22 protein-coding genes are annotated in these 24,039 nt (G+C 63.3%); 15 read left to right on the plus strand and 7 right to left on the minus strand.

The genetic code is table 11. From position 1 onward, the window contains the following. The 4 genes from AB7F41_RS12415 to AB7F41_RS12430 all read right to left on the minus strand — a co-directional run. Nucleotides 1-641, minus strand: a 641-nt coding sequence (locus AB7F41_RS12415) for a class I SAM-dependent methyltransferase (RefSeq protein ID WP_428406597.1), incomplete at its 3' end; no start/stop codon positions are given. A gap of 24 nt (nucleotides 642-665) precedes the next feature. Next, nucleotides 666-3,110 (minus strand): TonB-dependent receptor domain-containing protein, encoded by a 2,445-nt coding sequence (locus AB7F41_RS12420; RefSeq protein ID WP_428385736.1) that lies wholly within the window; start codon nucleotides 3,108-3,110, stop codon nucleotides 666-668. A gap of 71 nt (nucleotides 3,111-3,181) precedes the next feature. After that, nucleotides 3,182-3,541 carry a hypothetical protein gene (locus tag AB7F41_RS12425; RefSeq protein ID WP_428385734.1) on the minus strand — a complete coding sequence of 120 codons (360 nt, stop codon included), beginning with the start codon at nucleotides 3,539-3,541 and terminating at the stop codon, nucleotides 3,182-3,184. A 181-nt stretch (nucleotides 3,542-3,722) separates the two neighbouring features. Beyond that, on the minus strand, nucleotides 3,723-4,460 hold the full coding sequence (locus AB7F41_RS12430; RefSeq protein WP_428385732.1) for a helix-turn-helix domain-containing protein: 738 nt from the start codon (nucleotides 4,458-4,460) through the stop codon (nucleotides 3,723-3,725). Between the two features lie 685 nt (nucleotides 4,461-5,145). Between AB7F41_RS12430 and AB7F41_RS12435 the strand changes: the two genes are divergently transcribed. The 3 genes from AB7F41_RS12435 to AB7F41_RS12445 all read left to right on the plus strand — a co-directional run bounded on the left by AB7F41_RS12435 (nucleotide 5,146) and on the right by AB7F41_RS12445 (nucleotide 6,567). Then, nucleotides 5,146-5,487 (plus strand): HdeA/HdeB family chaperone, encoded by a 342-nt coding sequence (locus tag AB7F41_RS12435; protein WP_428385730.1) that lies wholly within the window; start codon nucleotides 5,146-5,148, stop codon nucleotides 5,485-5,487. Between the two features lie 17 nt (nucleotides 5,488-5,504). Beyond that, nucleotides 5,505-5,798 carry an HdeA/HdeB family chaperone gene (locus tag AB7F41_RS12440; protein WP_428385729.1) on the plus strand — a complete coding sequence of 98 codons (294 nt, stop codon included), beginning with the start codon at nucleotides 5,505-5,507 and terminating at the stop codon, nucleotides 5,796-5,798. A 223-nt stretch (nucleotides 5,799-6,021) separates the two neighbouring features. Then, the gene (locus AB7F41_RS12445) at nucleotides 6,022-6,567 is read left to right on the plus strand and encodes a PRC-barrel domain-containing protein (protein WP_428385728.1); all 546 of its coding nucleotides are present in this window, start codon (nucleotides 6,022-6,024) and stop codon (nucleotides 6,565-6,567) included. 50 nt (nucleotides 6,568-6,617) lie between these two features. On the opposite strand, the gene AB7F41_RS12450 is transcribed toward AB7F41_RS12445, so the two are convergent. Beyond that, complete coding sequence (locus AB7F41_RS12450) at nucleotides 6,618-6,947, minus strand: hypothetical protein (protein WP_428385726.1); 330 nt, start codon at nucleotides 6,945-6,947, stop codon at nucleotides 6,618-6,620. A gap of 261 nt (nucleotides 6,948-7,208) precedes the next feature. On the opposite strand from AB7F41_RS12450, the gene AB7F41_RS12455 reads away from it, so the two are divergent. The 9 genes from AB7F41_RS12455 (at nucleotide 7,209) to AB7F41_RS12495 (ending at nucleotide 18,921) form a co-directional block, all read left to right on the plus strand. Then, nucleotides 7,209-8,801 carry a phosphoenolpyruvate carboxykinase gene (locus AB7F41_RS12455; protein ID WP_428385746.1) on the plus strand — a complete coding sequence of 531 codons (1,593 nt, stop codon included), beginning with the start codon at nucleotides 7,209-7,211 and terminating at the stop codon, nucleotides 8,799-8,801. 102 nt (nucleotides 8,802-8,903) lie between these two features. Next, nucleotides 8,904-10,073, plus strand: coding sequence for an isovaleryl-CoA dehydrogenase (locus AB7F41_RS12460; protein WP_428385724.1), 1,170 nt, complete (start codon nucleotides 8,904-8,906; stop codon nucleotides 10,071-10,073). Between the two features lie 15 nt (nucleotides 10,074-10,088). Further along, the gene (locus tag AB7F41_RS12465) at nucleotides 10,089-11,696 is read left to right on the plus strand and encodes a carboxyl transferase domain-containing protein (protein WP_428406598.1); all 1,608 of its coding nucleotides are present in this window, start codon (nucleotides 10,089-10,091) and stop codon (nucleotides 11,694-11,696) included. Nucleotides 11,697-11,706: 10 nt separating this feature from the next. After that, nucleotides 11,707-12,495, plus strand: a complete 789-nt coding sequence (locus AB7F41_RS12470; protein WP_428385437.1) for an enoyl-CoA hydratase-related protein — start codon at nucleotides 11,707-11,709, stop codon at nucleotides 12,493-12,495. 1 nt (nucleotide 12,496) lies between these two features. Next, nucleotides 12,497-14,500 carry an acetyl/propionyl/methylcrotonyl-CoA carboxylase subunit alpha gene (locus tag AB7F41_RS12475; RefSeq protein ID WP_428385439.1) on the plus strand — a complete coding sequence of 668 codons (2,004 nt, stop codon included), beginning with the start codon at nucleotides 12,497-12,499 and terminating at the stop codon, nucleotides 14,498-14,500. Then, nucleotides 14,497-15,423, plus strand: coding sequence for a hydroxymethylglutaryl-CoA lyase (locus AB7F41_RS12480; RefSeq protein ID WP_428385441.1), 927 nt, complete (start codon nucleotides 14,497-14,499; stop codon nucleotides 15,421-15,423). Before AB7F41_RS12475 ends, AB7F41_RS12480 begins: the two co-directional genes overlap by 4 nt. 57 nt (nucleotides 15,424-15,480) lie before the next feature. Then, on the plus strand, nucleotides 15,481-16,632 hold the full coding sequence (locus AB7F41_RS12485; RefSeq protein ID WP_428385443.1) for an acyl-CoA dehydrogenase family protein: 1,152 nt from the start codon (nucleotides 15,481-15,483) through the stop codon (nucleotides 16,630-16,632). A 4-nt stretch (nucleotides 16,633-16,636) separates the two neighbouring features. Continuing rightward, entirely contained in the window at nucleotides 16,637-17,710 is a 1,074-nt protein-coding gene (locus AB7F41_RS12490) for a 3-hydroxyisobutyryl-CoA hydrolase (protein WP_428385445.1), read from the plus strand. Nucleotides 17,711-17,733: 23 nt separating this feature from the next. Beyond that, nucleotides 17,734-18,921 (plus strand): acetyl-CoA C-acyltransferase, encoded by a 1,188-nt coding sequence (locus AB7F41_RS12495; RefSeq protein WP_428385447.1) that lies wholly within the window; start codon nucleotides 17,734-17,736, stop codon nucleotides 18,919-18,921. Here the strand turns inward: AB7F41_RS12495 and AB7F41_RS12500 are convergent. Further along, nucleotides 18,918-20,039, minus strand: a complete 1,122-nt coding sequence (locus AB7F41_RS12500) for a Glu/Leu/Phe/Val family dehydrogenase (RefSeq protein ID WP_428385449.1) — start codon at nucleotides 20,037-20,039, stop codon at nucleotides 18,918-18,920. The two genes, AB7F41_RS12495 and AB7F41_RS12500, sit on opposite strands and share 4 nt — an antisense overlap. 150 nt (nucleotides 20,040-20,189) lie before the next feature. On the opposite strand from AB7F41_RS12500, the gene pdhA reads away from it, so the two are divergent. The 3 genes from pdhA to AB7F41_RS12515 are packed head-to-tail and all read left to right on the plus strand — an operon-like array spanning nucleotide 20,190 to nucleotide 23,357. Next, entirely contained in the window at nucleotides 20,190-21,287 is a 1,098-nt protein-coding gene (gene pdhA, locus AB7F41_RS12505; RefSeq protein ID WP_428385451.1) for a pyruvate dehydrogenase (acetyl-transferring) E1 component subunit alpha, read from the plus strand. Next, on the plus strand, nucleotides 21,280-22,260 hold the full coding sequence (locus AB7F41_RS12510; protein ID WP_428385453.1) for an alpha-ketoacid dehydrogenase subunit beta: 981 nt from the start codon (nucleotides 21,280-21,282) through the stop codon (nucleotides 22,258-22,260). Before pdhA ends, AB7F41_RS12510 begins: the two co-directional genes overlap by 8 nt. Next, the gene (locus AB7F41_RS12515) at nucleotides 22,257-23,357 is read left to right on the plus strand and encodes a dihydrolipoamide acetyltransferase family protein (protein WP_428385454.1); all 1,101 of its coding nucleotides are present in this window, start codon (nucleotides 22,257-22,259) and stop codon (nucleotides 23,355-23,357) included. The genes AB7F41_RS12510 and AB7F41_RS12515 overlap by 4 nt, the downstream gene beginning before the upstream one ends. 4 nt (nucleotides 23,358-23,361) lie before the next feature. On the opposite strand, the gene maiA is transcribed toward AB7F41_RS12515, so the two are convergent. Further along, nucleotides 23,362-23,991 carry a maleylacetoacetate isomerase gene (maiA, locus tag AB7F41_RS12520; RefSeq protein WP_428385456.1) on the minus strand — a complete coding sequence of 210 codons (630 nt, stop codon included), beginning with the start codon at nucleotides 23,989-23,991 and terminating at the stop codon, nucleotides 23,362-23,364. Between the last annotated feature and the right edge of the window lie 48 nt (nucleotides 23,992-24,039).

Below are 24,039 nucleotides of genomic sequence, written 5' to 3' on the forward strand. Positions count from 1 at the left end.
CCATCGGCGTTCTCCATGCGGAAGTCGATGATCACTAGCCTTCCTCCGGGCTTCAACGACTCCTGCAGCTTTTTGAAATAATCACCGCGATTGCCGACGTGGTGATAGGCGTCGACGAGCAGGATGACGTCGACCGGCTCGGGCAGATTGGCGTTGTCAGGCGCCGCCTGAACAGGGACGATATTCGCAAGCCCCTCGTGCTTGGCGCGCTCGCCGAGATAGCGCACCATGTCCTTTTCGATGTCCGCCGCGTAGACCTTGCCCTGAGGAACGCGCTTGGCGATGCGGGTGCTGAAATAGCCCGTGCCGGCGCCGATGTCGGCGACCGTCGCATTGGGCGCGAGCTTCATCGCGTCGATCGCCTGATCGGGCTTCTGCCAGGCGTCGCGTTCCGGCTTGTCAAACTGCTTCGCCCATTTCTCGGCGTCTTCGAACCGGTGATGGTAGCCGCCATCGCCCATCTGATGGCCGCCCATGTGATGGCCGCCTTTGGCGCCATGCATGTCGCCATGGTCCATCTTGCCATGATCCATATTCTCATGGTCCATCTTCTGCGCGGGCGCCTCGGCAGGCGCCTGCGCATAGGCCGAGGCGACGCCCAGGAGCAGGGCGACGGCGATGCCGGCGGTTGGTTTGTTCATTCGGATGTCCTCCTGTGGTGATTGTCAGAATTTTATCTTCATTCCCGCGACGATTGCGCGAGGTTGACCTGGAAACACATTGCCTGCAGCCCACTGCAAGGGCGCCGGCGTGATCAAGCCATTGGTCACTGTGTCAGGGATCGGGTACGACGCCGCCATATAAGTGCGGTCGAAGATGTTTCGCACTTCCACATAAGCGCTGAAGGTTTTCGCCCAGCCGTAACCCCAGTCGCTGTTGTAATGCAGGTTGAAGTTCACGACGCCATATCCCGGCGCCCAGATGATATTATAGGCGTCGAGGGCGCTCGCCGATCTGAACACATAGTCGATATAGGCGCCGAGCCCCTTGAGCCGGCCGCGAGGGAAGTCATATCCGCCGCGCAGCGTCAGCGTGTGCGCCGGCACGTTGGGAATGCGCTTTCCCGATCGATCGTAGACATAACCGCCTGTGAGAGAATCCTGGAAGTTCGTGAAGAAGTTGCTGGCGTAGGTGTGCGCGGCATAGAGGCGCCACCCCTCGAACGGCCGCCAGTCGAGCTGAGTCTCGACGCCGCGGTGGATCGAGGCGGGGATGTTCGTGACATAGCTCTGAAGCAGCGGCGCGGGGCCAGTCTGCGCATAATTCTCGTTGCGGTACCAGTCATTGTAGACGGCGACGTTGGCCGTGAAGGTTTCGTTCGGGGTCCATTGCGCGCCGACTTCGGCGCTCATATTGGTCTGAGCCTTGAGATCGTTGTTCGGGCCCGCGCCGGAGGGGGTGTTGGTCAGACTGTCGAACGGCGGCGTGCTGTAGCCAACGGCATAGCGCGTACGGAATTGCCATTCCGGATTGTATCGCCAGGTGAGCGAGGCTTCAGGCGCGGTGTTCCAATAGGCGTTGGAGATCGAAAATATGGTCGGCGGCTGCCAAGCGCCCGCCGTCGTATAGCGGTTGACGCGGTAATCGCCCCAAACATTGTTCCAGTTCGTGCTGAAGCCGACGACGCCGATGAGACTGTCTGTGAAGTTGATCTCCTGGCGCGCGCGTAGAGTCCAATTGCGGCTATGCGCCGCCACTTGGCCGGCCCAAGCGCCTCGCGCGCCGTCATTGTAGTAGTAGGGGATGCGCGCCGACTGCATGTCGGACTGCTTGCTCTCGTTATAGATGAAGCCGAGATAGCTGAGCGTCGGCATTCCGTAGATCGCGCCAATATGGGTCAGATCGACGCGCGCGTCCCAGTTGCCGGTCGAACCCAGGAGGTCGACAGGAGCGCCGAAGGGGCCGGTTGGCGGCGGCTGCGCGCCCGCGAGGATTTCACGGAGATTGAAGGTTCCCTGCACCCGAAGCGTCGTTCCCTGACCGAAGTCATGTTCGTATCTGCCGCCGGCGAGATGTTGCTGCGTATGGCCGTGAATGCCGAGCGACTCATAGCTCTGCGGCCGCACCGCGTTGGGATTCGACAGCGGCTGGTTCGGGATGCCCCAAATGCCGTTTCGCGGCGCTGTGCGCGCCACGCAGAACGGACTGCTGATCAGCGCTCCAACGGGACAGCCATAACCATATTGATAGGGGTTCGTGAAATATTGCAGAAGCGAAAATGGTCCGTTCTGATCCCCGAACGTGTTGTTGAACATATATTTCAGGGTGAAGCGCTGCGCTGCGTTCGGCGCCCATCTCGCGAGCAGATTGAGTGTCTGCGCTTCGCTGTTCTGATGCTGGACATAGCCGCTGTTGCGGTTGTCAGAGCCAAAGATCGAAACATCGAACTCGCCGAACGCCGGATCGACGATGCGCTTTCCGCCTCGAACGAAATTGTTCACATATCCGAAGCTGCCGCCTTCGGAGCCGATCTCGAGGCCGTCGAGTTGTTCTCCGGTGAAGGATTTGAAATCGATTCCGCCAAACAGCGCATAATTGCCCAGAAGCGCCGACGACGCGCCGCGATAGACCTCAACGCCGGCGAAAGCGTGGGGATCGAGAATGGCCGTGCGGGTAAAGCCGTCAGCGATCGTCACCGGAAATCCGTCCGACAGGACGACGATGTCGCGCAGCTGGAAGTTACGGCCGATGGCGCGAGCGTTGGGGTTGTTCCCCGAGCCGCGTATCGAAATGATCGATTCGCCGCCTTGCCCCAAGGGAGTCACCGTGACGCCTGGCGAGAAGCGAAGAAGGTCTCCGAGGTTCGCTTGCGGCGATTGCTCGATGTATCTGACAAAGTTTCTGTCGAAGGTCGTCACGGCCTGGCCTGGCGGCCGATCGAAAACCGACTGGCGAGGAGCGATCGCTCCCTGCGCCGCTTCGCCCGGACTGCGATCTGATTGGCTCGCATGGCCGGCGGACGGCGAGGGGCCGCGGCTGGGAACGGACGTTGACCGCGCCCGCGCGCCGCCGACATCGATGGTGGGCAGCGCCTGCTGAGCGAGAGCGTGCGAAGAACTAAAGGCGATTGCCGCGAGGCAAACGCCGCGCATGAGAGTTGGGCGGAACATGATTTTCTCCTGGCGCGGCGATGAGCTGCGCATGCTGACGATGTTCGCGCGCCTTCGAGCGCGCAGGTCGTTCAGGAGAGGGTCGGCGGCGCGCGTGACGCCCAACTGGTCGCCCAACCGCAGGGCGGCTGCGAATTCTCGTCCGCCGGAAAATAGGCGAAGAACTCTTCAACGCGCGGAGACAGATCCGCGACGACCCGCGCGAATGCGACGAGAAACGGAAAAAAGGATTTGCTTGCCGCGCTGTGATTGCACGCGAGGCAGCAATCCAAAGCGTGATTCTTGTGATTTCCCGGATGCTCTCCGGATTCCTTATTGCAGTCCGCCAACGAGACAGCCGCTTCCGCGTCGCCCATTTTTTCGCCGCCGACGCTTGAGACCGTCTGGAGCGCAAGCAGGCAGGCGATCGTCATGAAGACGATCGCGCGCATTGCTCGCCAAGCTTGTATTGATGGGACAAGCGTCATGCCGGCTAGGTAAAGAGCCGACGACAAAAGCGTCAACACGCCTTGCGAAAGCCTAGATACGAATTCCGAAATTCAGTATGAAAACTTGCGCCTGTTGTATGAATGACACATCAATGGGACGGAAGGCGCGTATGACCTGCGCGCGTCAACGCTGCCGTTCCGAAGGCAGCACGCCGAACATCTGCCGATAGTACCGGGCAAATCGGGAGGGAGACGAAAATCCCAGTTGGGCCGACAAGCCGGCGATGTTGATCGGCCCGTCAGCCCGGGCAAGCCATTTGTGCGCGATATGCAGTCGTTCCCGCCGTTGCCACTCCATCGGCGTGCAGCCGAAGCGCCGATTGAACGCATATTGAAGCGCTCTCCCCGACAACCCCGAAATCTTCTCCATTTCCGTCATTGTGAGCGGGCGCTCCAGACGGGTTCTCACCGCTTCGCAGAGCGCTTCTATAGCCGATGACGACCGGCCGCTCGGCGACATGTTCTCGTCCAGGAAATCGCCTGGCCAGGTCATCAAAGCGATCTGCCGATAGAATAGATCGTCAACGCCCAGATTTGCGAGAATGGCCGGATTGCCGAAATGCGAGTCGATCAAGCCAAAGACCGATCGCAGCGACGTGGCGAGATTTATGCCGCCGATCCTGGAGTCGATTGAACGAGCCGGCGCATCGTCCAATCGGGGCGCGCGCAACCCATTCTCGCCAGACATCGCACGGGCCGTCTCGTTCAGCCGCGCCGAATCGAGCCGCGCCACAAAGACCGACCGCGTGTCCGACTCGCCGTAGCGAACGCCGCGCTCATAAAGCAGCAGAGCCTTCTGATTGGGCGTGACGTGATATTTTTTTCCTTCGATTTCCGTATTACAGACCCCGTGAAGCGTCATTATAAAGAAAAGGCCGTCTGTGGGCGTCATCTCACATTTGACGGGACCCGAAGAATTCGCGTGGAGCGCGAGTCCGTTTATAGTCAAATTTGCGATTTTGCTTTTGAAGTCAGCCGACTTTGCTTCATATCTCTTTAGCGAAGACAGCGTCGCGACCGACTGTTCCGTGGCGTCTTTCGGGCTGATGGCATGCGCCGCGCCGACCTCGCCGAATGCGAGAGGCGGAAGTTTCTGTTTCGCCATTGATGACCGGAACGCTAGGTTTGCTTGGCCCGACTTGTTCGGCGCTCAGCTCCTCGACGGAAATTAACTATATTTCCCGGGCTCGGGATAATCAATTCGCTGCTGCGCCGCAAATGATAGGCGGCTCGGGGGGGGGGCGCCTGGCCAATCGCCTGGGCTTCAGGAGCGACGCCCGCTGCGTCGTCCGGCGCCTTTTGTCGACGACGTTTTGCAACAGTTTGACTTCATGTGTGAGTTCGTCGTCTCGCCGCCGGCAGGCGGGGTGTCCTGACAGTTAAGGGAAGGCGCCCGGCGTGCGCGTTGGGGGCCAAACGTCCGATTGGACTTTCTCTATGTTTAATGTCTAGTTCACGAGCGGGCTGGGTTTCCAAGACGATGGCGGGGCTTTCCAAACACTAAGAGCGCCAGCGTGCCGGGACGTCCGGCCGGCGAGAGCCGCGCCATGATCGATGACGCGGCCCTCCACAAATGGTTTCGGAGGAATCTGATGAGAAAGCTGATATTCGCGCTCGTCGCGGCGGGCGCAATCGCGCCTTCGCTGTCCAATGCTCAGGTTAAAATTGACATGACGCGCATCACCTGCGGCGAAATGCTGGCGATGCCGGCCGGCGACCAGGCCGATTTCGCAGCCTTCATGGCCGGATGGTTCGCGCAGAAAAGCGGCCGCACCTTTATCGACCTGAGCAAATTTCTGAAAAACTCCGCCAGCGTAAAGGACTGGTGCGCTTCCAACCCGAATGAATCCGTGATGGCCGGTCTGCAACGCGCCTTTGACCAAAAATGATGACAAGGGGGAAGCACATGATTCGCAAACTTATCGTCGCTGGCGCGCTTGCCGCGAGCGCATTCGCCGTTCCGGCCAATGCGCAGGTCATGATTGAAATGTCGGAAATCACCTGCAAGCAGTTCGGCGAATATGACGCCGACTCTCAGGACTTCGTCGCCAATTGGATGAGGGGCTATTTCAGCGCCAAGAACAACATGACCGTGATCGATTCACGCAATGTGAAGCGTAACACCGACAAAGTCCTGCACTATTGCAAGAAGAAGCCAAAGGCGTTCCTGATGGAGGCGATCCAGAAAAGCGTCCACTGACCGGACGGAAGCGCGCGGCCGCAACGGCCGTGCGCTTTTTTTTGGGCTACGCGCCAACTCCAGCCGACATCGACGCGGCGCGCCGGCGGCCGGAACAGCGCGTCCAATGGCGCGTTTAGGTTTGAATGGCCGCCTGGCGGCAGGCGGCGTCGCGCATCTGTGAACGAATATGTGGGAATGGGCGTTAGGCTGGATTGCGCCGGCCGCCACAATGATCGCCGCCATGATGACGGCGGCCAACGCCGGCGCCCGCGTCACGGGCTGGGGATTCGCCGTCTTTTCGGTCGGCTCGGTCGCCTGGAGCGTTTCCGCCTATTACGGCCACCAGCGCAATCTGTTGCTTACCAATCTTTTCCTCACAATCGTGAATCTCATTGGCGTCTGGCGGTGGTTGGGCCGAGAGGCCACGCATGAAGACGGAAGCATGACGGCCGTGCGCCAAAGCCGCGCCAGCAGCGCGCCAACGCTATTTTCGGCCTCGGCGGCGATCGGCGCAGACGTCGTCGACGCTCGCGGCGAAAAGCTCGGCGCCGTCGTCGATCTCATGCTGCAACGAGATCAACGCAGCCTCGCCTATGTGGTGATCGCGCAACAAGAACTCGGCGGAATGGCTGAAACGCTTCGCGCGCTCGATCCGAGGCGCATCGAATTCGGAGAAAATCACGCGCGCAGCGACATCACCGAGAAAGAATTGGACGCTCTGCCGCCGCTCAAGGCGGACGCGTGGCCAAGCGCTCTGCCCCAGCGGCGGACAGACGATCGACGCTGAATGGTCGCGAAGAGCGGCCCGCGCGTCCGGCGCGCGCGCCGCCGCGTGAGCTAGTCCCGCGGATAGTTTCCGCCCGCCTTCCACATCGCGCCTAAAAGGAAACCCGCCGCAACCGCCATGAGCACAGTTGTGGTCGGCTGCGTCCGCGCCGACTTCTCGATCGCCTGCCGGAAATTGCCGATCACGTCCCCCGTTCGGTCCGCGACTTCGGCGCCTTTCTCCTGCGCCGTTGATATCGCCGATCCGGCCTGTTCCATCGTCTGGTTGATGCGCTGCCCGACGCGGTCGGCCGCCGACAGAGCCTTGTCGCCTAAAATCGCGGCAGCTTCGCTGACCGGACGGTCCGACTGCCGGATACGCTCCATTTCCCGCGTCGCCATTCCTGCCTCCATTCTCGAAAATCGCTTCGTGTCTCGCCTTAACCCCCTGTCGCCATCGTTGTTCCAATCGCCAAGCCTGAGTATTGCCGTTCGATCTGTGCGTAGGACCGCGCGTCGCCTTCGCCGGCCGATCGTCCAGAGCGCCGCTGCGCCTTGATTTCGGCGGGAGCGCGCCTTACTTCCGGAAATTGCTTGCCCTTAGCTGGCGGTCGTCGCAGGCGGCGGACCGGCTTGGAAATCTTGGCGATGGCGAACACGGCGATGTGGCGGACGGACGACGTCGAAGACGCGGCGATTGACGCTTTAGACCCCTCTACACAAGCTCGGCGGAATTGGGGGACTGAGACGCTTTACCCCGAGGCGGTAAGGCGCGGCGAAGGAGTCGCGGCTTCGACCGGCGGACTTGTCGTTGAAACCGGCGCTCATACGGGCCGCTCGCCGAACGACAAGTTCATCGTTCGCGATTCGCTGACCGATTCGACGATCTGGTGGGACAACAATCTTTCGATGCGGCCCGAGCATTTCGTTCGGCTCCATCACGACATGATGGCGCATGCGCGCGGCGCGAATCTCTTTTCCCAGGATCTCTATGCGTGCGCGGCGCCGACGCATCGGCTCAATGTTCGCGTTCACACCGAATATGCGTGGCACTCGCTCTTTGCGCGGCACCTGTTCACCCCCGCCGAAGGCGTATCGCCTTCCGGCTTTCAGCCGCAACTGACGGTTCTCGATCTGCCGTCCTTCCGGGCTGATCCCTCGCGCCACGGCTGTCGCTCCAGCACGGTCATTGCGATTGATTTTTCGAGCGGCGTCGTGCTGATCGGCGGCACCCAATATGCGGGGGAGATCAAGAAGGCGATCTTCACCTATCTCAACTATGTTCTGCCTGCGAAGGGCGTGTTGCCGATGCATTGCGCCGTCAACGACGGCGAAGGCGGTTCGGCCGTGTTCTTTGGGCTCTCGGGAACGGGCAAAACGACTCTTTCCGCCGATCCGGCGCGAAACCTGATCGGCGACGACGAGCACGGATGGGACGAGAACGGCCTCTTCAACTTTGAAGGAGGCTGTTACGCCAAGGCGATCCGGCTCTCGCAACAGTCCGAGCCGGACATCTTCGCCGCATCTCATCGTCGCGGCGCGATTCTCGAGAATGTGTCTTACGATCCTGATGCAGGCCGGTTCGACTTCGATGACGACTCCAGAACCGAGAACACCCGGATCGCCTATCCGCTCGATTTCATTCCCAACGCCTCGGCGACCCGCCGGGCGGGTCATCCCCGAAACGTCGTGATGCTGACCTGCGACGCCTTCGGCGTGCTGCCGCCCATCGCCCGACTCACGCCGGCGCAGGCGATGTATCATTTCCTCTCGGGATACACGGCGAAGGTCGCCGGCACCGAGCGCGGCGTCGAAGAACCACAGGCGACGTTTTCCGCCTGCTTCGGCGCGCCCTTCATGCCCCGGCGGCCGACCGAATACGCCAACCTCCTGCGCGACTTCATTTGTTCGAGCGCAGCGGATTGCTGGCTGGTGAACACCGGCTGGTCCGGCGGACCCTATGGGGTCGGACGCCGCATGCCGATCGCGGCGACGCGCGCCTTGCTTCAAGGCGCTCTCGACGGATCTCTTGCGCAAGGCGATTTTCGGACGGACCGAACATTCGGTCTGTCCGTGCCGGCGTCCGCGCCCGGCGTCGACTCAATGATGCTTGATCCCGTTCAGACATGGTCGTCATCCGAAGAGTTTGACAGGATGGCGACGAGGCTGATCGGAATGTTCGAAGAGAACTTTCGCCGGATGGCGCCTCTCGTCGATCGGCAGGGTCTCGACGCGCATCCTGGCCGCGTCCGTTAACGCAGGCGCATTCCAGCCGCTGATCGTCCCGGAGCGGAAGCTTGAAACTTCGCTGATTCGAGAAATATAGGCTCTATCACCGTGCGCCTTCGGAGGATGCGCATGCGCCATTGGACGCCGACTTTCGATTTCGATCTCGGAGAAGTCGCCGATCGCGTGCGCAGCGCGACCGAAGCCTTCGCGACGGCGGAGATCGCGCCGCTGGCGAAGCAGATCGATGCGCAAAACGCCTTTCCTCCCGATCTTTGGCCCAAGCTCGGCGCGCTCGGCGCGCTCGGGCTGACCGTGCAGGAGCAATATGGCGGCGCGGGAATGGGCTATCTCGAGCATGTGCTCGCGATGGAGGAGATCAGCCGCGCCTCGGCGTCGGTCGGCCTGTCCTATGGCGCTCATTCCAATCTCTGCGTCAATCAGATCCATCGTAATGGCTCGGATGAACAGAAGCGGCGCTATCTGCCGAACCTCGTCGCTGGGCGGCATGTCGGGGCGCTCGCCATGTCCGAGCCTGGAGCCGGGTCCGACGTCACCGACATGAAGCTTCGCGCGGTCAAGCGCGGCGACCGTTACGGTCTGAACGGCAGCAAGATGTGGGTGACGAACGGTCCCGACGCCGATGTGGTGATCGTCTACGCCAAGACGGATCCCGTCGCCGGACCGCATGGCATCACCGCCTTCATCGTCGAACGCGTCTTTCCCGGATTTTCCTCGAGCGCGAAGCTCGACAAGCTCGGCATGCGCGGCTCCAACACATGCGAGCTCGTGTTTGAGAACTGCGAGGTTCCCGAAGAAAACGTGCTCGGTCTCCCCGAGCGGGGCGTCAATGTTCTGATGAGCGGCCTGGATTACGAGCGCGCGGTGCTTGCCGGCGGACCGCTCGGAATCATGCAGGCCTGCATGGACGTCGTTTTGCCCTACGTTCACGAACGCAAGCAGTTTGGTCAGCCGATCGGCGAGTTCGAGCTCATGCAAGGCAAGCTCGCCGACATGTATACGGCGGTCATGGCGACGCGCGCATATGTCTATGCGGTGGCCAAGGCCTGCGATCGCGGCTGCGTCGCGCGCAAGGATGCGGCAAGCGCGATCCTGTTCGCCGCCGAACGCGCGACATGGATGGCGCTGGAGGCCATCCAGTGTCTCGGCGGCAACGGCTATATGAATGACTATCCGACCGGCAGACTCCTGCGCGACGCTAAGCTCTACGAGATTGGCGCTGGGACGAGCGAGATTCGGCGCATGCTGATCGGTCGCGAGCTCTTTCAGGAGACTGCCTGACTTTGGATCGAGACCATGCCCCGTCTGGATAGCCTGGTTAATACAAAAGACGCCGATTACGCGAAGAATTTTCATGGTACGGCCGATCGCGTCGCCGAGCTGAAGCGGATTGCGGCCGATCTTCGTATGGGCGGGGGCGAGCTCGCGCGCGAGCGGCATCTGGCGCGCGGAAAAATGCTGGCGCGGCAGCGCATCGACGCGCTCATCGATCCTCTTTCGCCCTTTCTCGAAGTCGCGCCCTTCGCCGCGCATGGGATGTACGACGGGCGCGTGGCGGCAGCCGGAGTCGTCGCAGGCGTAGGACGGGTGCGCGGCCGCGAATGCATGATCGTGGCCAATGACGCGACCGTCAAAGGCGGCGTCTATTTCCCTTTGACCGTGAAGAAGCACCTTCGCGCGCAGGAAATCGCGGCGCAAAACAAACTGCCGTGTCTTTATCTTGTCGATTCCGGCGGCGCCAATCTGACGAGTCAGGAGGAGGTGTTTCCCGACCGCGATCATTTCGGCCGCATTTTCTACAATCAGGCGACCATGTCGGCGGGGGGCATTGCGCAGATCGCCGTAGTGATGGGGTCATGCACCGCCGGCGGCGCCTATGTGCCGGCGATGTGCGACGAAACGATCATCGTCCGCAATGAAGGCGCGATATTTCTGGCCGGGCCGCCTCTCGTCAAAGCCGCGACCGGCGAGGTCGTGAGCGCGGAGGAGCTCGGCGGCGCCGAGGTGCACTGTCGCCGATCCGGCGTGGCCGACCACTGCGCCGAGAATGACGCGCACGCCTTGCAGATCGCGCGGAACATTGTCGGCAATCTCGGACCTGCGCCTGAAATCGCGGTTCCGGTGAAACGGCCCGCTGAGCCTTTTTACGATCCCACCGAGATCTACGGAATCCTGCCGCAGGATTCGCGAAAGCAATTCGACATCAGGGAGGTGATCGCACGTCTCGTGGACGCAAGCGAATTCGATGAATTCCGAGAGCTCTACGGCGTGACGCTCGTCACGGGGTTCGCTCACATCCATGGCTATCCCGTCGGAATCGTCGCCAACAATGGCGTGCTGTTCCCCGAGAGCGCGCAGAAGGGCGCGCATTTCATCGAGCTTTGCGCGCGACGCAAGACGCCGCTTCTGTTCTTGCACAATACGACCGGCTTCATTGTCGGCGCGAAATATGAAAGCGCAGGAGTCGCCAAGGAAGGCGCGAAGATGGTGACGGCGGTCGCGACCGCCGCGGTGCCGAAGCTCTCGATCATCGTGGGCGGCAGTTTCGGCGCCGGAAATTACGCGATGTGCGGAAGAGCCTACGGGCCGCGTTTCCTGTGGATGTGGCCTGGCGCGCGCATCGGCGTCATGGGCGGCGAGCAGGCCGCAAGCGTGCTGACGCGCGTCAAACGTGAAGCCATGGAGAAGCAGCGGCAGTCCTTTTCGGAGGCCGAGGAAGAAGAATTCGGGCGGCCCATTCGTGAACAATATGAGCGCCAAAGCCTGCCGCTCTATTCCAGCGCGCGACTTTGGGACGACGGCGTCATCGATCCGCTCGATACGAGACGAATTGTCGCTTTGGCGCTATCTTTCGCGTTGAGGGCGCCGATTGAAGAAACGCGCTTCGGCCTCTTTCGAATGTGAGCGATCTTTTATGATGGTGCTGCTGCAATCGATCGACGCGAAGGGCGTCGCGACCTTGACGCTGAACCGTCCGGACAAGCGCAATGCGCTCGACGCGGAACTCATTGGCCTTTTGAAGGAAGCGCTTGAAGCTTTGGATGCGCGCGCCGACGTTCGCCTCATCACGATCGAGGGCGCCGGAGACTATTTTTGCGCCGGCGGCGATATCGGTTCGATGCTCGAGGCCGCGCAGCATTCGAGGGGCGCAAATGAGCAGGACGCTTTGGCGCTGGCGCGGATGCTCCACGCTCTCGACACGGTTTCGAAACCGACGATCGCCTTGGCGAAGGGCGTGGTCGTCGGCGGCGGCGTCGGCCTTCTGGCATGCTGCGATATCGTCATCGCCGCCGAGGACTCGTCGTTCGCGCTCAGCGAGGTGCGGCTCGGTCTGCTTCCGGCGATCGTCGCGCCCTTTCTCCTTCGCGCGATCGGTCCACGGCGTCTCCGCAGATACGCTTTGACCGCCGAGCGATTTTCGGCCGCCGAGGCGCAGAGGGTTGGTCTCGTGCACCGCGTCGCGCCGAAGCTCGAAATCGGTCTGGCGCATGCGGCCATCGTTGCTGAATTGCTGCGCGGCGCGCCGGGGGCGCAGGCGGACGCAAAAGCCTTCTTCGCTGAATGCTACGGCCACGGCGTCGACGCGGAGCTCCTGCGGGAGGCGGCGCATCGACTCGCCGCGCGGCGATCGAGCGCCGAGGCGCAGGAAGGGCTTCGCGCCTTCCTCGAAAAACGGGCGGCAGCTTGGATGGCGGCCGATTGAGATGATGCGCAAGCTCCTCATCGCGAACCGCGGCGAGATCGCTTGCCGGATCATGCGAACAGCAAAACAGCTTGGCGTCGCGACGGTCGCCGTCTATTCCGACGCCGACGCGCATGCGCTTCATGTCGAACGCGCCGACGAAGCCTATCGGCTCGGGCCGGCGCCTGCGCGCGATAGTTATCTGTCGATCGAGAAGATCATTGACGTCGCACGGCGCTCCGGGGCGGACGCCATACATCCAGGCTATGGATTTCTTTCGGAGAACGCAGACTTCGCCGAGGCCTGCGCGGCCAATGGACTGATCTTCGTTGGTCCGCCGCCGCACGCCATGCGGCTCCTTGGCTCAAAGAGCGAAGCCAAGGCGGCGATGGTCGGAGCAGGGGTGCCCGTGGCGCCCGGTTCGTCTGGCGGCGACGACGCGGAACTGGTTGAAGCCGCGCGCGCGATCGGCTTTCCATTGCTCGTGAAGGCGTCGGCCGGCGGCGGCGGCAGAGGCATGCGCATCGTGCGCGCGCCCGAAGAACTGTTGTCGGCGATCGAAAGCGCCCGGCGCGAAGCGCGCGCCGCCTTTGGCGACGACGCCCTTTTCATCGAGAAATATTTCTCCGGCTACAAGCACGTCGAAGTTCAGATTTTTGCCGACTCTCACGGCGGCGTCATTTCCTTTTTCGAGCGCGACTGTTCCCTTCAGCGCCGCCACCAAAAGATCATTGAAGAAACGCCGGCGCCCGGGCTGGCGTCGCCGTTGCGCGAGCAGATGAGCGATGCGGCGGTGCGCGCCGCGCGGGCGGCGGAATATGTCGGCGCGGGCACGATCGAATTTCTGGTCGGCGACGATCATTTCTATTTCCTTGAGATGAACACAAGGCTGCAGGTCGAACATCCCGTCACGGAGATGGTTTCGAATCAGGATCTCGTCGAATGGCAGTTGCGCGTCGCCTGTGGCTCGCCGCTGCCTTTGACGCAGAATGATCTGAAGATGCGCGGTTGCGCGATCGAGGCGCGGATTTGCGCGGAAGATCCCGGGCGCGGCTTCATGCCGTCGGTCGGAAAGATCGTCCACTTTCGTGCGCCGCAGGAAACGCCTTTCTTGCGCGTCGACTCAGGCGTTCGCGTCGGCGATAGCGTGACGCCCTATTACGACTCGCTCCTGGCGAAACTGATCGTGTCCGGCGAAAGCCGCGAGCAGGCGCTGCGTCGGCTGCAGGCGGCGCTGGATGACGTCGAGATCGTCGGCGTCGCCACAAATCTCGACCTGCTGCGCGCGATTTCAAAGAGCGACCGGATGGCGCGGGGCGATTACGACACCGAATTCGTCGCGGGCAATATCGACATGTTGACGCGCGACGCGCCTCCCTGCGCCGATTTGGATCGCGTGCTGCTTGCGGCGGCAAGCGTAGTCGTCCTGGCCGATGCCCACCGCATGGCGCTCGAGGCGAGCAAAGCCGTTGGCGACGAATGGTCGCCCTGGGCCGCAACGGACGCCTGGCGTCTGTATGACCGTGCAGGCTGCGAATTTGAGGTGACGCAGGCGGGTCGCATGCTGGCGGCGGAAATCCTGCGGCCGCAGGACGGCGGCTTTTCGCTGAACATCGGCGACTCCGCGATGTCGGTCGACGTTCAACGAGTCGGCGATCGCCAATTGCTTGTGGACGGGATCAAATATGAGGCCTCGATCGTCACTCTCGATGACGGCGTGGTCGTCATACTGGGCGGCAAAAACTATGTCCTCCATTGGGCGCGCGCGGGAACGTCATCGCAGGGCGAAGGACCAACGAATGAGAGCGTGCTGGCTCCAATGCCTGGAACGATCACGCGCGTCTGCGTCGCGCCGGGAGACGCCGTGCGCAAAGGCGACGCCCTTCTGGTGCTGGAGGCGATGAAAATGGAGATCGCCATGGCCGCGCCGCATGACGGCGTCGTCAAGAGCGTCGCCTGCGCGGCGGGCGACATGGCGAAGGAAGGCGTTGAACTTGTCAACATCGTGCGAACGGACACCGCATGAGCGTTCCGCAACGCGTCAGCATTGTCGAGGTCGGGCCGCGCGACGGCCTGCAGAACGAGCAGCGGACGCTGTCGCCGCAGATTCGCGCCGAACTCATCGACCGCCTCGCGGCCGCCGGCCTGACGCGCATCGAAGCCGGCAGTTTCGTCTCGTCTGCGGTCGTGCCGCAGATGGCGCATACGGATGAGGTTCTTGCGCTGGCGTCAAATCCGAATCTGCGGCTGAGCGCGCTGGTTCCCAATCTGCGCGGAGTCTCCGCCGCTCTCGCCGCTGGAGCCAAGGAGATCGCCGTATTCGCCGCCGCGTCCGAGACGTTCTCGAAACGCAACATCAACTGCTCGATCGAGGAAAGTTTGACGCGATACGCCGAGGTCGTCGCAGAGGCGCGGCGTCACGGCGTCATAACGCGCGGCTATGTCTCCTGCGTTCTGGGCTGTCCGTACGAAGGCGACGTCGACAGCGGCCGGGTCGCGTCGGTCGCCGGCGCGCTCCTCGAGATGGGTTGCTTTGAGGTTTCGCTGGGCGACACCATTGGCGTCGGCGCGCCGCTCCCCGCGCGGCGCATGGTCGAACGCGTGGCGCGCGTCGTTCCGCTCGAGAAACTCGCCGCGCACTTTCATGACACCTATGGACAGGCGCTCGCAAATATCTTCGCTTGTCTCGAAGTGGGCGTTTCGACTGTCGACAGTTCGGTCGCCGGGCTTGGCGGATGTCCTTTTGCGCCGGGCGCCGCCGGGAATGTCGCCACCGAGGACGTCGTCTATATGCTTGACCGAATGGATGTCGAAACCGGCGTGTCGCTCGACCGTCTCTTGGAGGCCGGGGCTTTCGTCTGCCGACAGCTCAATCGCGCGCCGGCGAGCCGAGTGGCGCTGGCCCATGCCGCGAGGCGCGGCGGCTGCGATGCGCCGCTGCGGCGCTGACTTGCCAAAGAGCTTCGCCGCGACACATTAACGACAGCAATCGCGGTGAATTATGGCATGTCGTCCTATTCTGAATTGAGCGCTGAACAGGAAGCCATTCGTGAGATGGCGCGGGACTTTGGCCGCGATCGCCTGGCGCCCTTTGCGCTGGACTGGGACCGCGAGCATGTCTTTCCCGTGGAAACGCTGCGCGACGCCGCGCAGCTGGGCATGGCCGCGATCAACGTGCGGGAAGCTTCCGGCGGCGCGGGACTGACGCGGTTTGACGGCGTGCTGATCTTCGAGGCGCTTGCGATTGGCTGTCCGACGATCGCCGCCTATCTTTCGATTCACAACATGTGCGCGGCGCTGATCGACCGATTTGGAAGCGAGCGCCAGATCGATCGATGGCTGCCGAAGCTGACGACGATGGACGTCTTATCGAGCTACTGCCTGACGGAGCCCGGCAGCGGCTCAGACGCCGCAGCGCTGCGCACGCAGGCAAGGCGTAGCGGCGACGATTACGTGCTGAATGGTGCAAAGCAGTTCATCTCGGGCGCCGGCGCAGGCGGCGCCGACCATCTCTATATCGTCATGGCGCGCACGGGCGAAGCGGGGCCGCAGGGCATATCGGCGTTCGTCGTCGAGGGCGGCGCGCCGGGTTTGAGTTTCGGCGCGCTCGAGCGAAAGATGGGATGGAACGCGCAGCCGACGCGGGCCGTCATCTTCGATGACTGCCATGTGCCGGCGGAAAATCTTATTGGACGCGAGGGCGATGGATTCAAGATCGCCATGACGGCGCTCGACGGCGGTCGCCTGAATGTCGCCGCCTGTTCGCTCGGCGGCGGTCAGTCGGCCTTCGATCATGCGCTGCGCTACATGAATAGCCGGAAGGCGTTCGGACGCGCGCTCGACGAATTCCAGGCGCTGCAGTTCCGCCTGGCGGACATGGCCACGCAGCTTGAAGTCTCCCGCACGTTCCTTTGGCGCGCCGCGGCGGCGCTTGACGCCAAGGCGCCCGGCGCGACGACGCTGTGCGCGATGGCGAAGCGCGTCGTGACCGACGCCGGATTCTCTGTCGCCAATGAGGCGCTGCAGTTGCACGGCGGCTATGGATATCTGAGCGAGTATGGAGTCGAAAAGATCGTTCGCGACCTGCGCGTTCATCAAATTCTCGAAGGAACCAATGAAATTATGCGCGTCATCATTGCGCGCGCGCTGTTGACGTAGTCCGATGGATCTCATCGCTTCGCGGGAAGGACGTCTCGGGCGCGTCATCCTCAACAGGCCACAGGCGCTCAACACGCTGACGCTGACGATGGTGCGGGAGTTTCGCCGCGCGCTCGACGCATTCGGGAGCGACGAGAGCATTTGCGCCGTGCTCGTGACCGGCGCCGGCGACCGTGGTCTCTGCGCCGGCGGCGACGTGAGGATACTGTATGAGCTGGAAGCGTCGCAGAAGCGGCGTTTCGCGGACTTCTGGCGGGAGGAATATGAGCTCAACGCGCGCATCGCCTCCTTTCCCAAACCCTATGTCGTCATCATGGATGGCATCGTCATGGGCGGCGGCGTGGGGATTTCCGCGCATGGCAACCGCAGGATCGTCACGGAGCGAAGCCGCATCGCCATGCCCGAAGTCGGCATCGGATTTTTTCCTGATGTCGGCGCGACCTGGCTTCTGTCGCGCGCGCGCGAGATCGGCGCCTATCTGGCGCTTTCCGCGACGTCGGCGGCCGCCGCCGACGCGATAGAGGCCGGCCTTGCGGATGTTCTGATTCACGCGGAGGACGTTAAGCCGCTCATCGGCAGTCTCGCGACGATCGCAACCGCCGAAGATGTCGATGCGGGGTTGCGGCGTTTCGCGCGTCCGCCAGGCAGCGGCCGGCTCGCGCTGCACAGGCGATTGCTGTCGGAAACGACCGCGCATGAGAAGGTCGAGGATATCCTTGCGGCTTTCGAGCGCGAAGGATCAGAATTCTCCACGCTCGCCGCCAAGGAAATCGGCGCCAAGTCGCCGACGGCTCTGAAGGTTACGCGCGCCTTGCTGCTGCGCGCCGCGGCCGCTCCCGATCTCGAGACCTGTCTCACGAATGAATTCAGGGCGGCGTGCCGCATGCTGGACACGCATGATCTCTATGAAGGCGTTCGCGCCGCGATCATCGACAAGGATCGGCGCCCGAAATGGTCGCCGGACAGGCTCGACGCGGTGAGCGACGAAAGCGTCCAAAGCATTCTCGCCGGCGATGACGCGCCGCGTCCGATATTTAAAAGCTGGGATTCCTCGCCATATTCCCGTTGGGGAAACTAACAATCGGCCGACGAGGAGGTGTCATGAGCGCTACCGCACCGGTCGCCATCGTCGGCGCCGCGCGCACGCCGATCGGCGGATTTCTTGGCGAGTTGAAAGACATCGCCGCGCCGCAGCTTGGCGCGCGCGCCATTGAGGCCGCCGTGAACCGCGCCGGGCTTGCGCCGAACGACGTCGATGAAGTCGTCATGGGTTGTGTCCTGTCCGCGGGCCTCGGTCAGGCGCCGGCGCGGCAGGCGGCGCTCGGCGCCGGCTTGCCGGAGGCGACGGGAGCGGCCACCGTCAACAAAATGTGCGGCTCCGGAATGAAGGCGGTGATGCTCGCGAGCGACCAGCTCGCGGCGGCGGGCGCGCGCGTCGTGGTCGCGGGCGGCATGGAGAGCATGAGCAATGCGCCTTATCTGCTCGACCGCGCCCGAACGGGATATCGGATGGGGCATCGCAAGGCGCTCGACCACATGTTTCTCGACGGGCTCGAGGACGCGTATGAAAAGGGCCGGCTGATGGGCTCTTTCGCTGAGGATTGCGCGACCGAATATCAATTCACGCGCGAGATGCAGGATCGCTATGCGGCGACTTCGCTGGCGCGCGCGCAACGCGCCATGCGCGACCAGTCCTTTGCTCAGGAGATCGCGGCGATAACGCTCGGCAAAGGCGCCAATGCGCGAACCATCGCCGCCGACGAACTTCCCCAAAAAGCCAAGGCGGAGGATATTTCGCGCCTCAAGCCGGCGTTCAGGGAAGACGGAACGATCACCGCGGCCAACGCCAGCGCCATCTCGGATGGCGCGGCGGCGCTCGCTCTCATGCGCGCCGACGAGGCCGAGCGCGACGGCGCAAGGCCGCTGGCGATCATCCGCGGCTACGTCACTGTCGCGGGCGCGCCGAGCCGGTTTTCCGTCATGCCGGTCGAAGCGATCCGGAAGCTCCTGACGAAAGTCGGTTGGACGACAGGCGACGTGGATCTGTTCGAGATCAATGAAGCGTTCGCCGTCGTCGTCATGGCGGCCATGCGCGAACTCGATTTGCCGCATGACAAGGTCAATATCCGCGGCGGCGCCTGCGCGCTCGGCCATCCGATCGGCGCGTCGGGCGCGCGGATCATCGTCACGCTTCTTGCCGCAATGGAGGCGCAGGATTTGAAAAGGGGCGTCGCGACGCTCTGCATCGGCGGCGGCGAGGCGACCGCGATCGCGATCGAGCGGGTCTAGCGCCAGCGCCTCAGTTGCATGATCTTGCGCAGCCGGTCGGTTGATAGGTTCATCGCGGCGTCGACAGCGGACATGTTCAGCGCGCGCGATCGCTCCAGCGTGAGCCGCGTATTGCGACCGATTTTTTCCTCTATCGCCGCGAAGGCCGCTCGCTCGCCGCCGCCGGCATATTCGATGCTCGCGCAGATCACGCCGCCGGCGTTGGCGATGAAATCGGGCACGCTGACGATTCCGCGTTCGAACATCAGGCGTTCCGCCGCGGCGGTGGCCGGAATATTCGCGCCCTGCACCACCAATTTGCAATTGAGCGTCCCGACATTGTCAGCGCGCAGCACGTCAGGACGCGCCGCCGGAATGAAGATGTCGCAGGGCAGGGCGATAAGCGCCTCAGGATCGATGGCGCGCGCGCCCTTAAGATCGCGCACGCTTTTGCCATCACGCTTCAACGCGGCGAGCGCCTCGATATCGAGGCCATCCCCATCCGCCACCGCGCCGCGACTGTCGGAGACGCCGACCATGCGCGCGCCTTTCCCGGCGAGAAACCGCGCCGCATGTATGCCAACGGCGCCGAACCCCTGCACGACGATGCGCGCGCCGCTGAGCGAAAGATCGGCGAAAGGCGCCGCCGCGCTGGCGGCGATCATGACGCCGAAACCGGTGGCGCCAATTTCGTCGAGAGGAATCCCGCCGATCTCGGCCGGAAGGCCGACGGCGCGGCCGATTTCGTCATGGACCCAGGCCATCGCCGTCTCGTCGGTGCCCATGTCGGGTCCCGGAATATAGTCGACGAGCTGCTCGATCGATTTGGCGAACACGCGAATCAGCCGTTCCTTGTCGGTCGGCGCCATGTCGGGATCGCCGAAGATCACCGATTTCGCGCCGCCATGCGGCAGTCCGCAGGCGGCGTTCTTCAATGTCATCGCCCGGGCGAGTCGGACACACTCCGTGAGGCTGACGTCGGGCGCCATGCGCGCGCCGCCGATGGCGGGACCTGCCGCGACATTGTCGATGACGACGACGGCGCGCAGTTCGACCGAAGGCGACCAGATGTGAACGATCTTCGCGGGACCGAATTCGTCTCGAAATGAGAAGGGATCAACGTCCGATTTGGCGGGCATGATCGGTAAATTGGACGACCGACGATACAGTCAAGTCCGGACGCGAAACCCCTTTTCTTGCGCTGCAGCGCCCCCCACATGTCAAAAAAGTTGTCGCGGAGCCGTGACGTCCCGCAGCGCCGCGCTACTTCGCTCATCAGGAGCGGGGCGATGGGAAGCATCGAAATGGGTTTCGATCTCCATGTGGATTTCGTCCAGCTGTTGTCGCTGAGCGGGGAGATGAGCAAGGCGGCCAGCACATCGGCGAAGGACATTGAGCGGCTGACCCAATTCTACCGCGCGATGACGCGAACCAGGATTTTCGACAACAAAGCGATCAGCCTTCAGCGCACGGGTCAACTCGGCACATTCGCTTCGGCGCTCGGACAGGAGGCGATCGGCGTTGGCGCGGCGGCGGCGATGGAAGAACGCGACGTTCTGACGCCGTCCTATCGAGACCATGCCGCGCAATTCTATCGCGGCATGTCGATGTCGGAATGTCTGCTCTACTGGGGCGGCGATGAGCGCGGCAGCGATTTCAAGCATGCGCGCGGCGACTTTCCCAATTGCGTCCCGGTCGCCACTCAGGTTCCTCAGGCGGTCGGCGCGGCCTATGCGTTGATGATCAAAAAGGAGGCGCGCGTCGTCGTCACCTTCATTGGCGACGGCGGCACCTCGAATGGCGCGTTCTACGAAGCTTTGAACATGGCGGGCGTTTGGAAAACGCCGGTCGTCATCATCATCAACAATAACGGCTGGGCGATCTCGACGCCGCGCGAACTCGAAAGCGCGGCGGAGACGCTCGCGCAGAAAGGCGTCGCCGCCGGCGTCGAAGGCCGTCAGGTTGACGGCAATGACGTCATTGCGGTCTATGAAGTCGTGCGCCGGGCGATCGAAAAAGCGAGATCGGGCGGCGGACCGACGCTGATCGAAGCGCTGACCTACCGTCTCGGCGACCATACCACCGCCGACGACGCGTCGCGCTATCGTGATCCGGAAATCGTGCGGGAGCAATGGACGCGCGAGCCCATTGCTCGGCTCCGCACCTATCTCGTCAGCGAAGGCGCATGGTCGAAAGAGCAGGAGGCGGCGCTTCACAAGGAATGTGCGGAAGAGGTCGACAGGGAAGTCGCGGCCTATCTGAACGCCTCGCCGCTGAGCCCGGACGCGATGTTCGAGCATCTTTACGCCAAGCTCCCCGAGTCGATGCAATGGCAACGCGAAGAGGCGCGCCGTTTCGCTCAACCCCGGGGGAACGGCCATGGCTGAAATTACGCTTGTCGAAGCGATCAATCTCGCGCTCGCGCGGGCGATGAGCGAAGACAAGGACGTTCTCCTGCTCGGCGAGGACATCGGCGTCAACGGCGGCGTGTTCCGCGCCACCAACGGCCTGCAGGCGCGCTTCGGCCGCGAGCGCGTCGTCGACACGCCCCTGGCCGAAGGCGGCATCGCGGGCGTCGCGGTCGGCATGGCGGCGATGGGCTTGAAGCCGGTCGCTGAAATCCAGTTTTCCGGCTTCATCTATCCGACTATCGATCAAATCATCAATCACGCGTCTCGCCTGCGCAATCGCACGCGGGGACGGCTGACCTGTCCGATGGTGCTGCGCTCGCCTTGCGGCGCCGGCATCCACGCGCCCGAGCATCACTCGGAAAGTCCCGAGGCGATGTTCGCCCACATGCCGGGGCTTCGCGTCGTCGCGCCGTCTTCCCCGGCCCGCGCCTATGGGCTGCTTCTCGCGTCGGTGCGCGATCCCGACCCGGTCATCTTCCTCGAGCCGACGCGGCTCTATCGCCTGTTTCGCGAAGAGGTTGAGGACGACGGCGCGGAACTGCCGCTCGACGCCTGTTTCGTGCTGCGGGAAGGCGTCGACGCGACGGTCGTCACCTGGGGCGCCATGGCGCCGGAGGCGCTCGCGGCCGCTGAAAAGTTGGAGCTGGAAGGCGTAACGATCGAAGTGATCGACGTCGCGACTCTGAAGCCTCTCGACGTCGAAACGATTCTGCGCTCGGTCGAAAAGACCGGACGCTGCGTCATCGTGCATGAAGCGCCGCGCACGGCGGGGTTTGGCGCCGAGATCGCCGCGGAAGTCGCCGAGCGCGCGCTGTATTCGCTGCTGGCTCCCATCAAGCGGGTCACCGGCTATGACGTCGTCGTGCCGCTCGCAAAACTGGAGAAACAATATATCCCGAGCGTCGACCGCATCATCGACGGCGTCCGGCAAGTGATGGAGGCGTCATGAACATCTTTCGTCTTCCCGATCTCGGAGAGGGGTTGCAGGAGGCCGAACTCGTGGAATGGCGCGTGGCCGCCGGCGAGGAGGTGAAAGTCGACCAGCCGCTCGTGGCGGTCGAGACCGCCAAGGCCGTCGTCGAAATCCCGTCGCCTCAGACCGGCCGCGTCGAGCGGCTGTTCGGCGCCGCCGGAGACGTCATCCGTATCGGCGCGCCCTTGGTGGGGTTCGAGGGCGCCGGAGAAGACACGGGATCGGTGGTCGGCGCCGTCGAGCATGGCTCCGCGGTTGTTCGCGACCAGCCGATCTCGGTCGGTCACGTCGGCGGCGCGGTGAAAGCCACGCCCGCGGTAAGGGCGCTGGCGCGCAAGCTCAACGTCGATCTCGGCATGGTGACGCCTTCAGGCGCCGACGGCCTGATCACGACGCAGGACATCGAACGCGTCGCGCGCATCCTCAGCGAGACGGAAGCGGCCGAGCCGCTGCGCGGCGTAAGGCGCGCCATGGCGCACAATATGGCGCAGGCGCAGGCCGAGGTGGCGGCGGCGACGATCGTCGACGACGCCGACATCAACGCCTGGGCTCCCAAAACCGATACGACCATCCGGCTGATCCGCGCGCTTGTGCGCGCGTGCAGGGCGGAGCCGGCGCTCAACGCCTGGTTCGAGCCTCACGCCTTCGCGCGGCGGGTGATGAAGAAGATCGACCTCGGCGTCGCCGTCGACCTGTCGGAGGAGGGGCTCTTTGTTCCTGTCCTGCGGGACGTCGGCAATCGCGACGCGCAGGATTTGCGCAAGGGGCTGGACCGTATGCGGCAGGACGCGGCGGCGCGCCGCATCCCGCCGGAGGAGCTGCGCGGCGCAACCATCACGCTGTCCAATTTCGGCATGATCGCCGGGCGCTACGCCGCGCCGATCGTGCTGCCGCCGACGGTGGCGATCCTCGGCGCCGGCCGGATCCGCGACGAGGTTATCGCCGTCGATGGCGCGCCGGCGGTGCATCGCATCGCGCCGCTCAGTCTCACCTTCGATCATCGCGTGGTGACGGGCGGAGAAGCCGGGCGCTTCCTGGCCGCCGTCATCGCCGATCTGACGCTCGCCTCTTAGAGCCCTATTCGGCGTCCGGCTGCGCCTGTGGATGCGCAGCGATAAAGGCGGGATGCGCGGCGCAGGCCGCATCGACGGCGAGGATGCGCGGGCAGGCGTCGAGCGAAACGTCGAAGCGACGCGCGTTATAGACTTGCGGAATGAGGCAAATGTCGGCAAGCGACGGCTCTGCGCCAAAAGCGAAGGGCGCCGGCGCGATCAGCGCTTCGACCGCGTTAAGGCCCTCGGCGATCCAGCGCCTGCGCCAGCCGGTGATCTGATCGTCATTCGCGTCGAATTCCCTTTGCAGGGCCTCTATCACCCGCAAATTCGCGAGCGGATGAATCTCGCAGGCGACCGTCAACGCCGCCGCGCGCGCCTGAGCCGCCAAAACGGCGTCGCCGGGCAGCAGCGGCGGCGCAGGCTTCAACGCGTCGAGATAGTCGATGATGGCTAACGACTGGGTAATCAGCGTCCCATCGTTGAGCTCCAGCGTCGGCACGATGGCCAGCGGACTTTTCGCACGGTAGCTCGGGTCACGCTGTTCGCCCCGAAGGAGATGGACAGGCTTGCGTTCGACGGCGAGGCCTTTGAGCGCGATGGCGATGCGCACCCGATAGGCGGCCGACGAGCGGTAGTAGTCGTAGAGGATCATGGGACTTTAACCGGACGGGCGACGCAATATCTAAATAGTATGTCCGCC

The organism is Methylocystis sp. (assembly GCF_050251305.1).
GTDB lineage: Bacteria > Pseudomonadota > Alphaproteobacteria > Rhizobiales > Beijerinckiaceae > Methylocystis.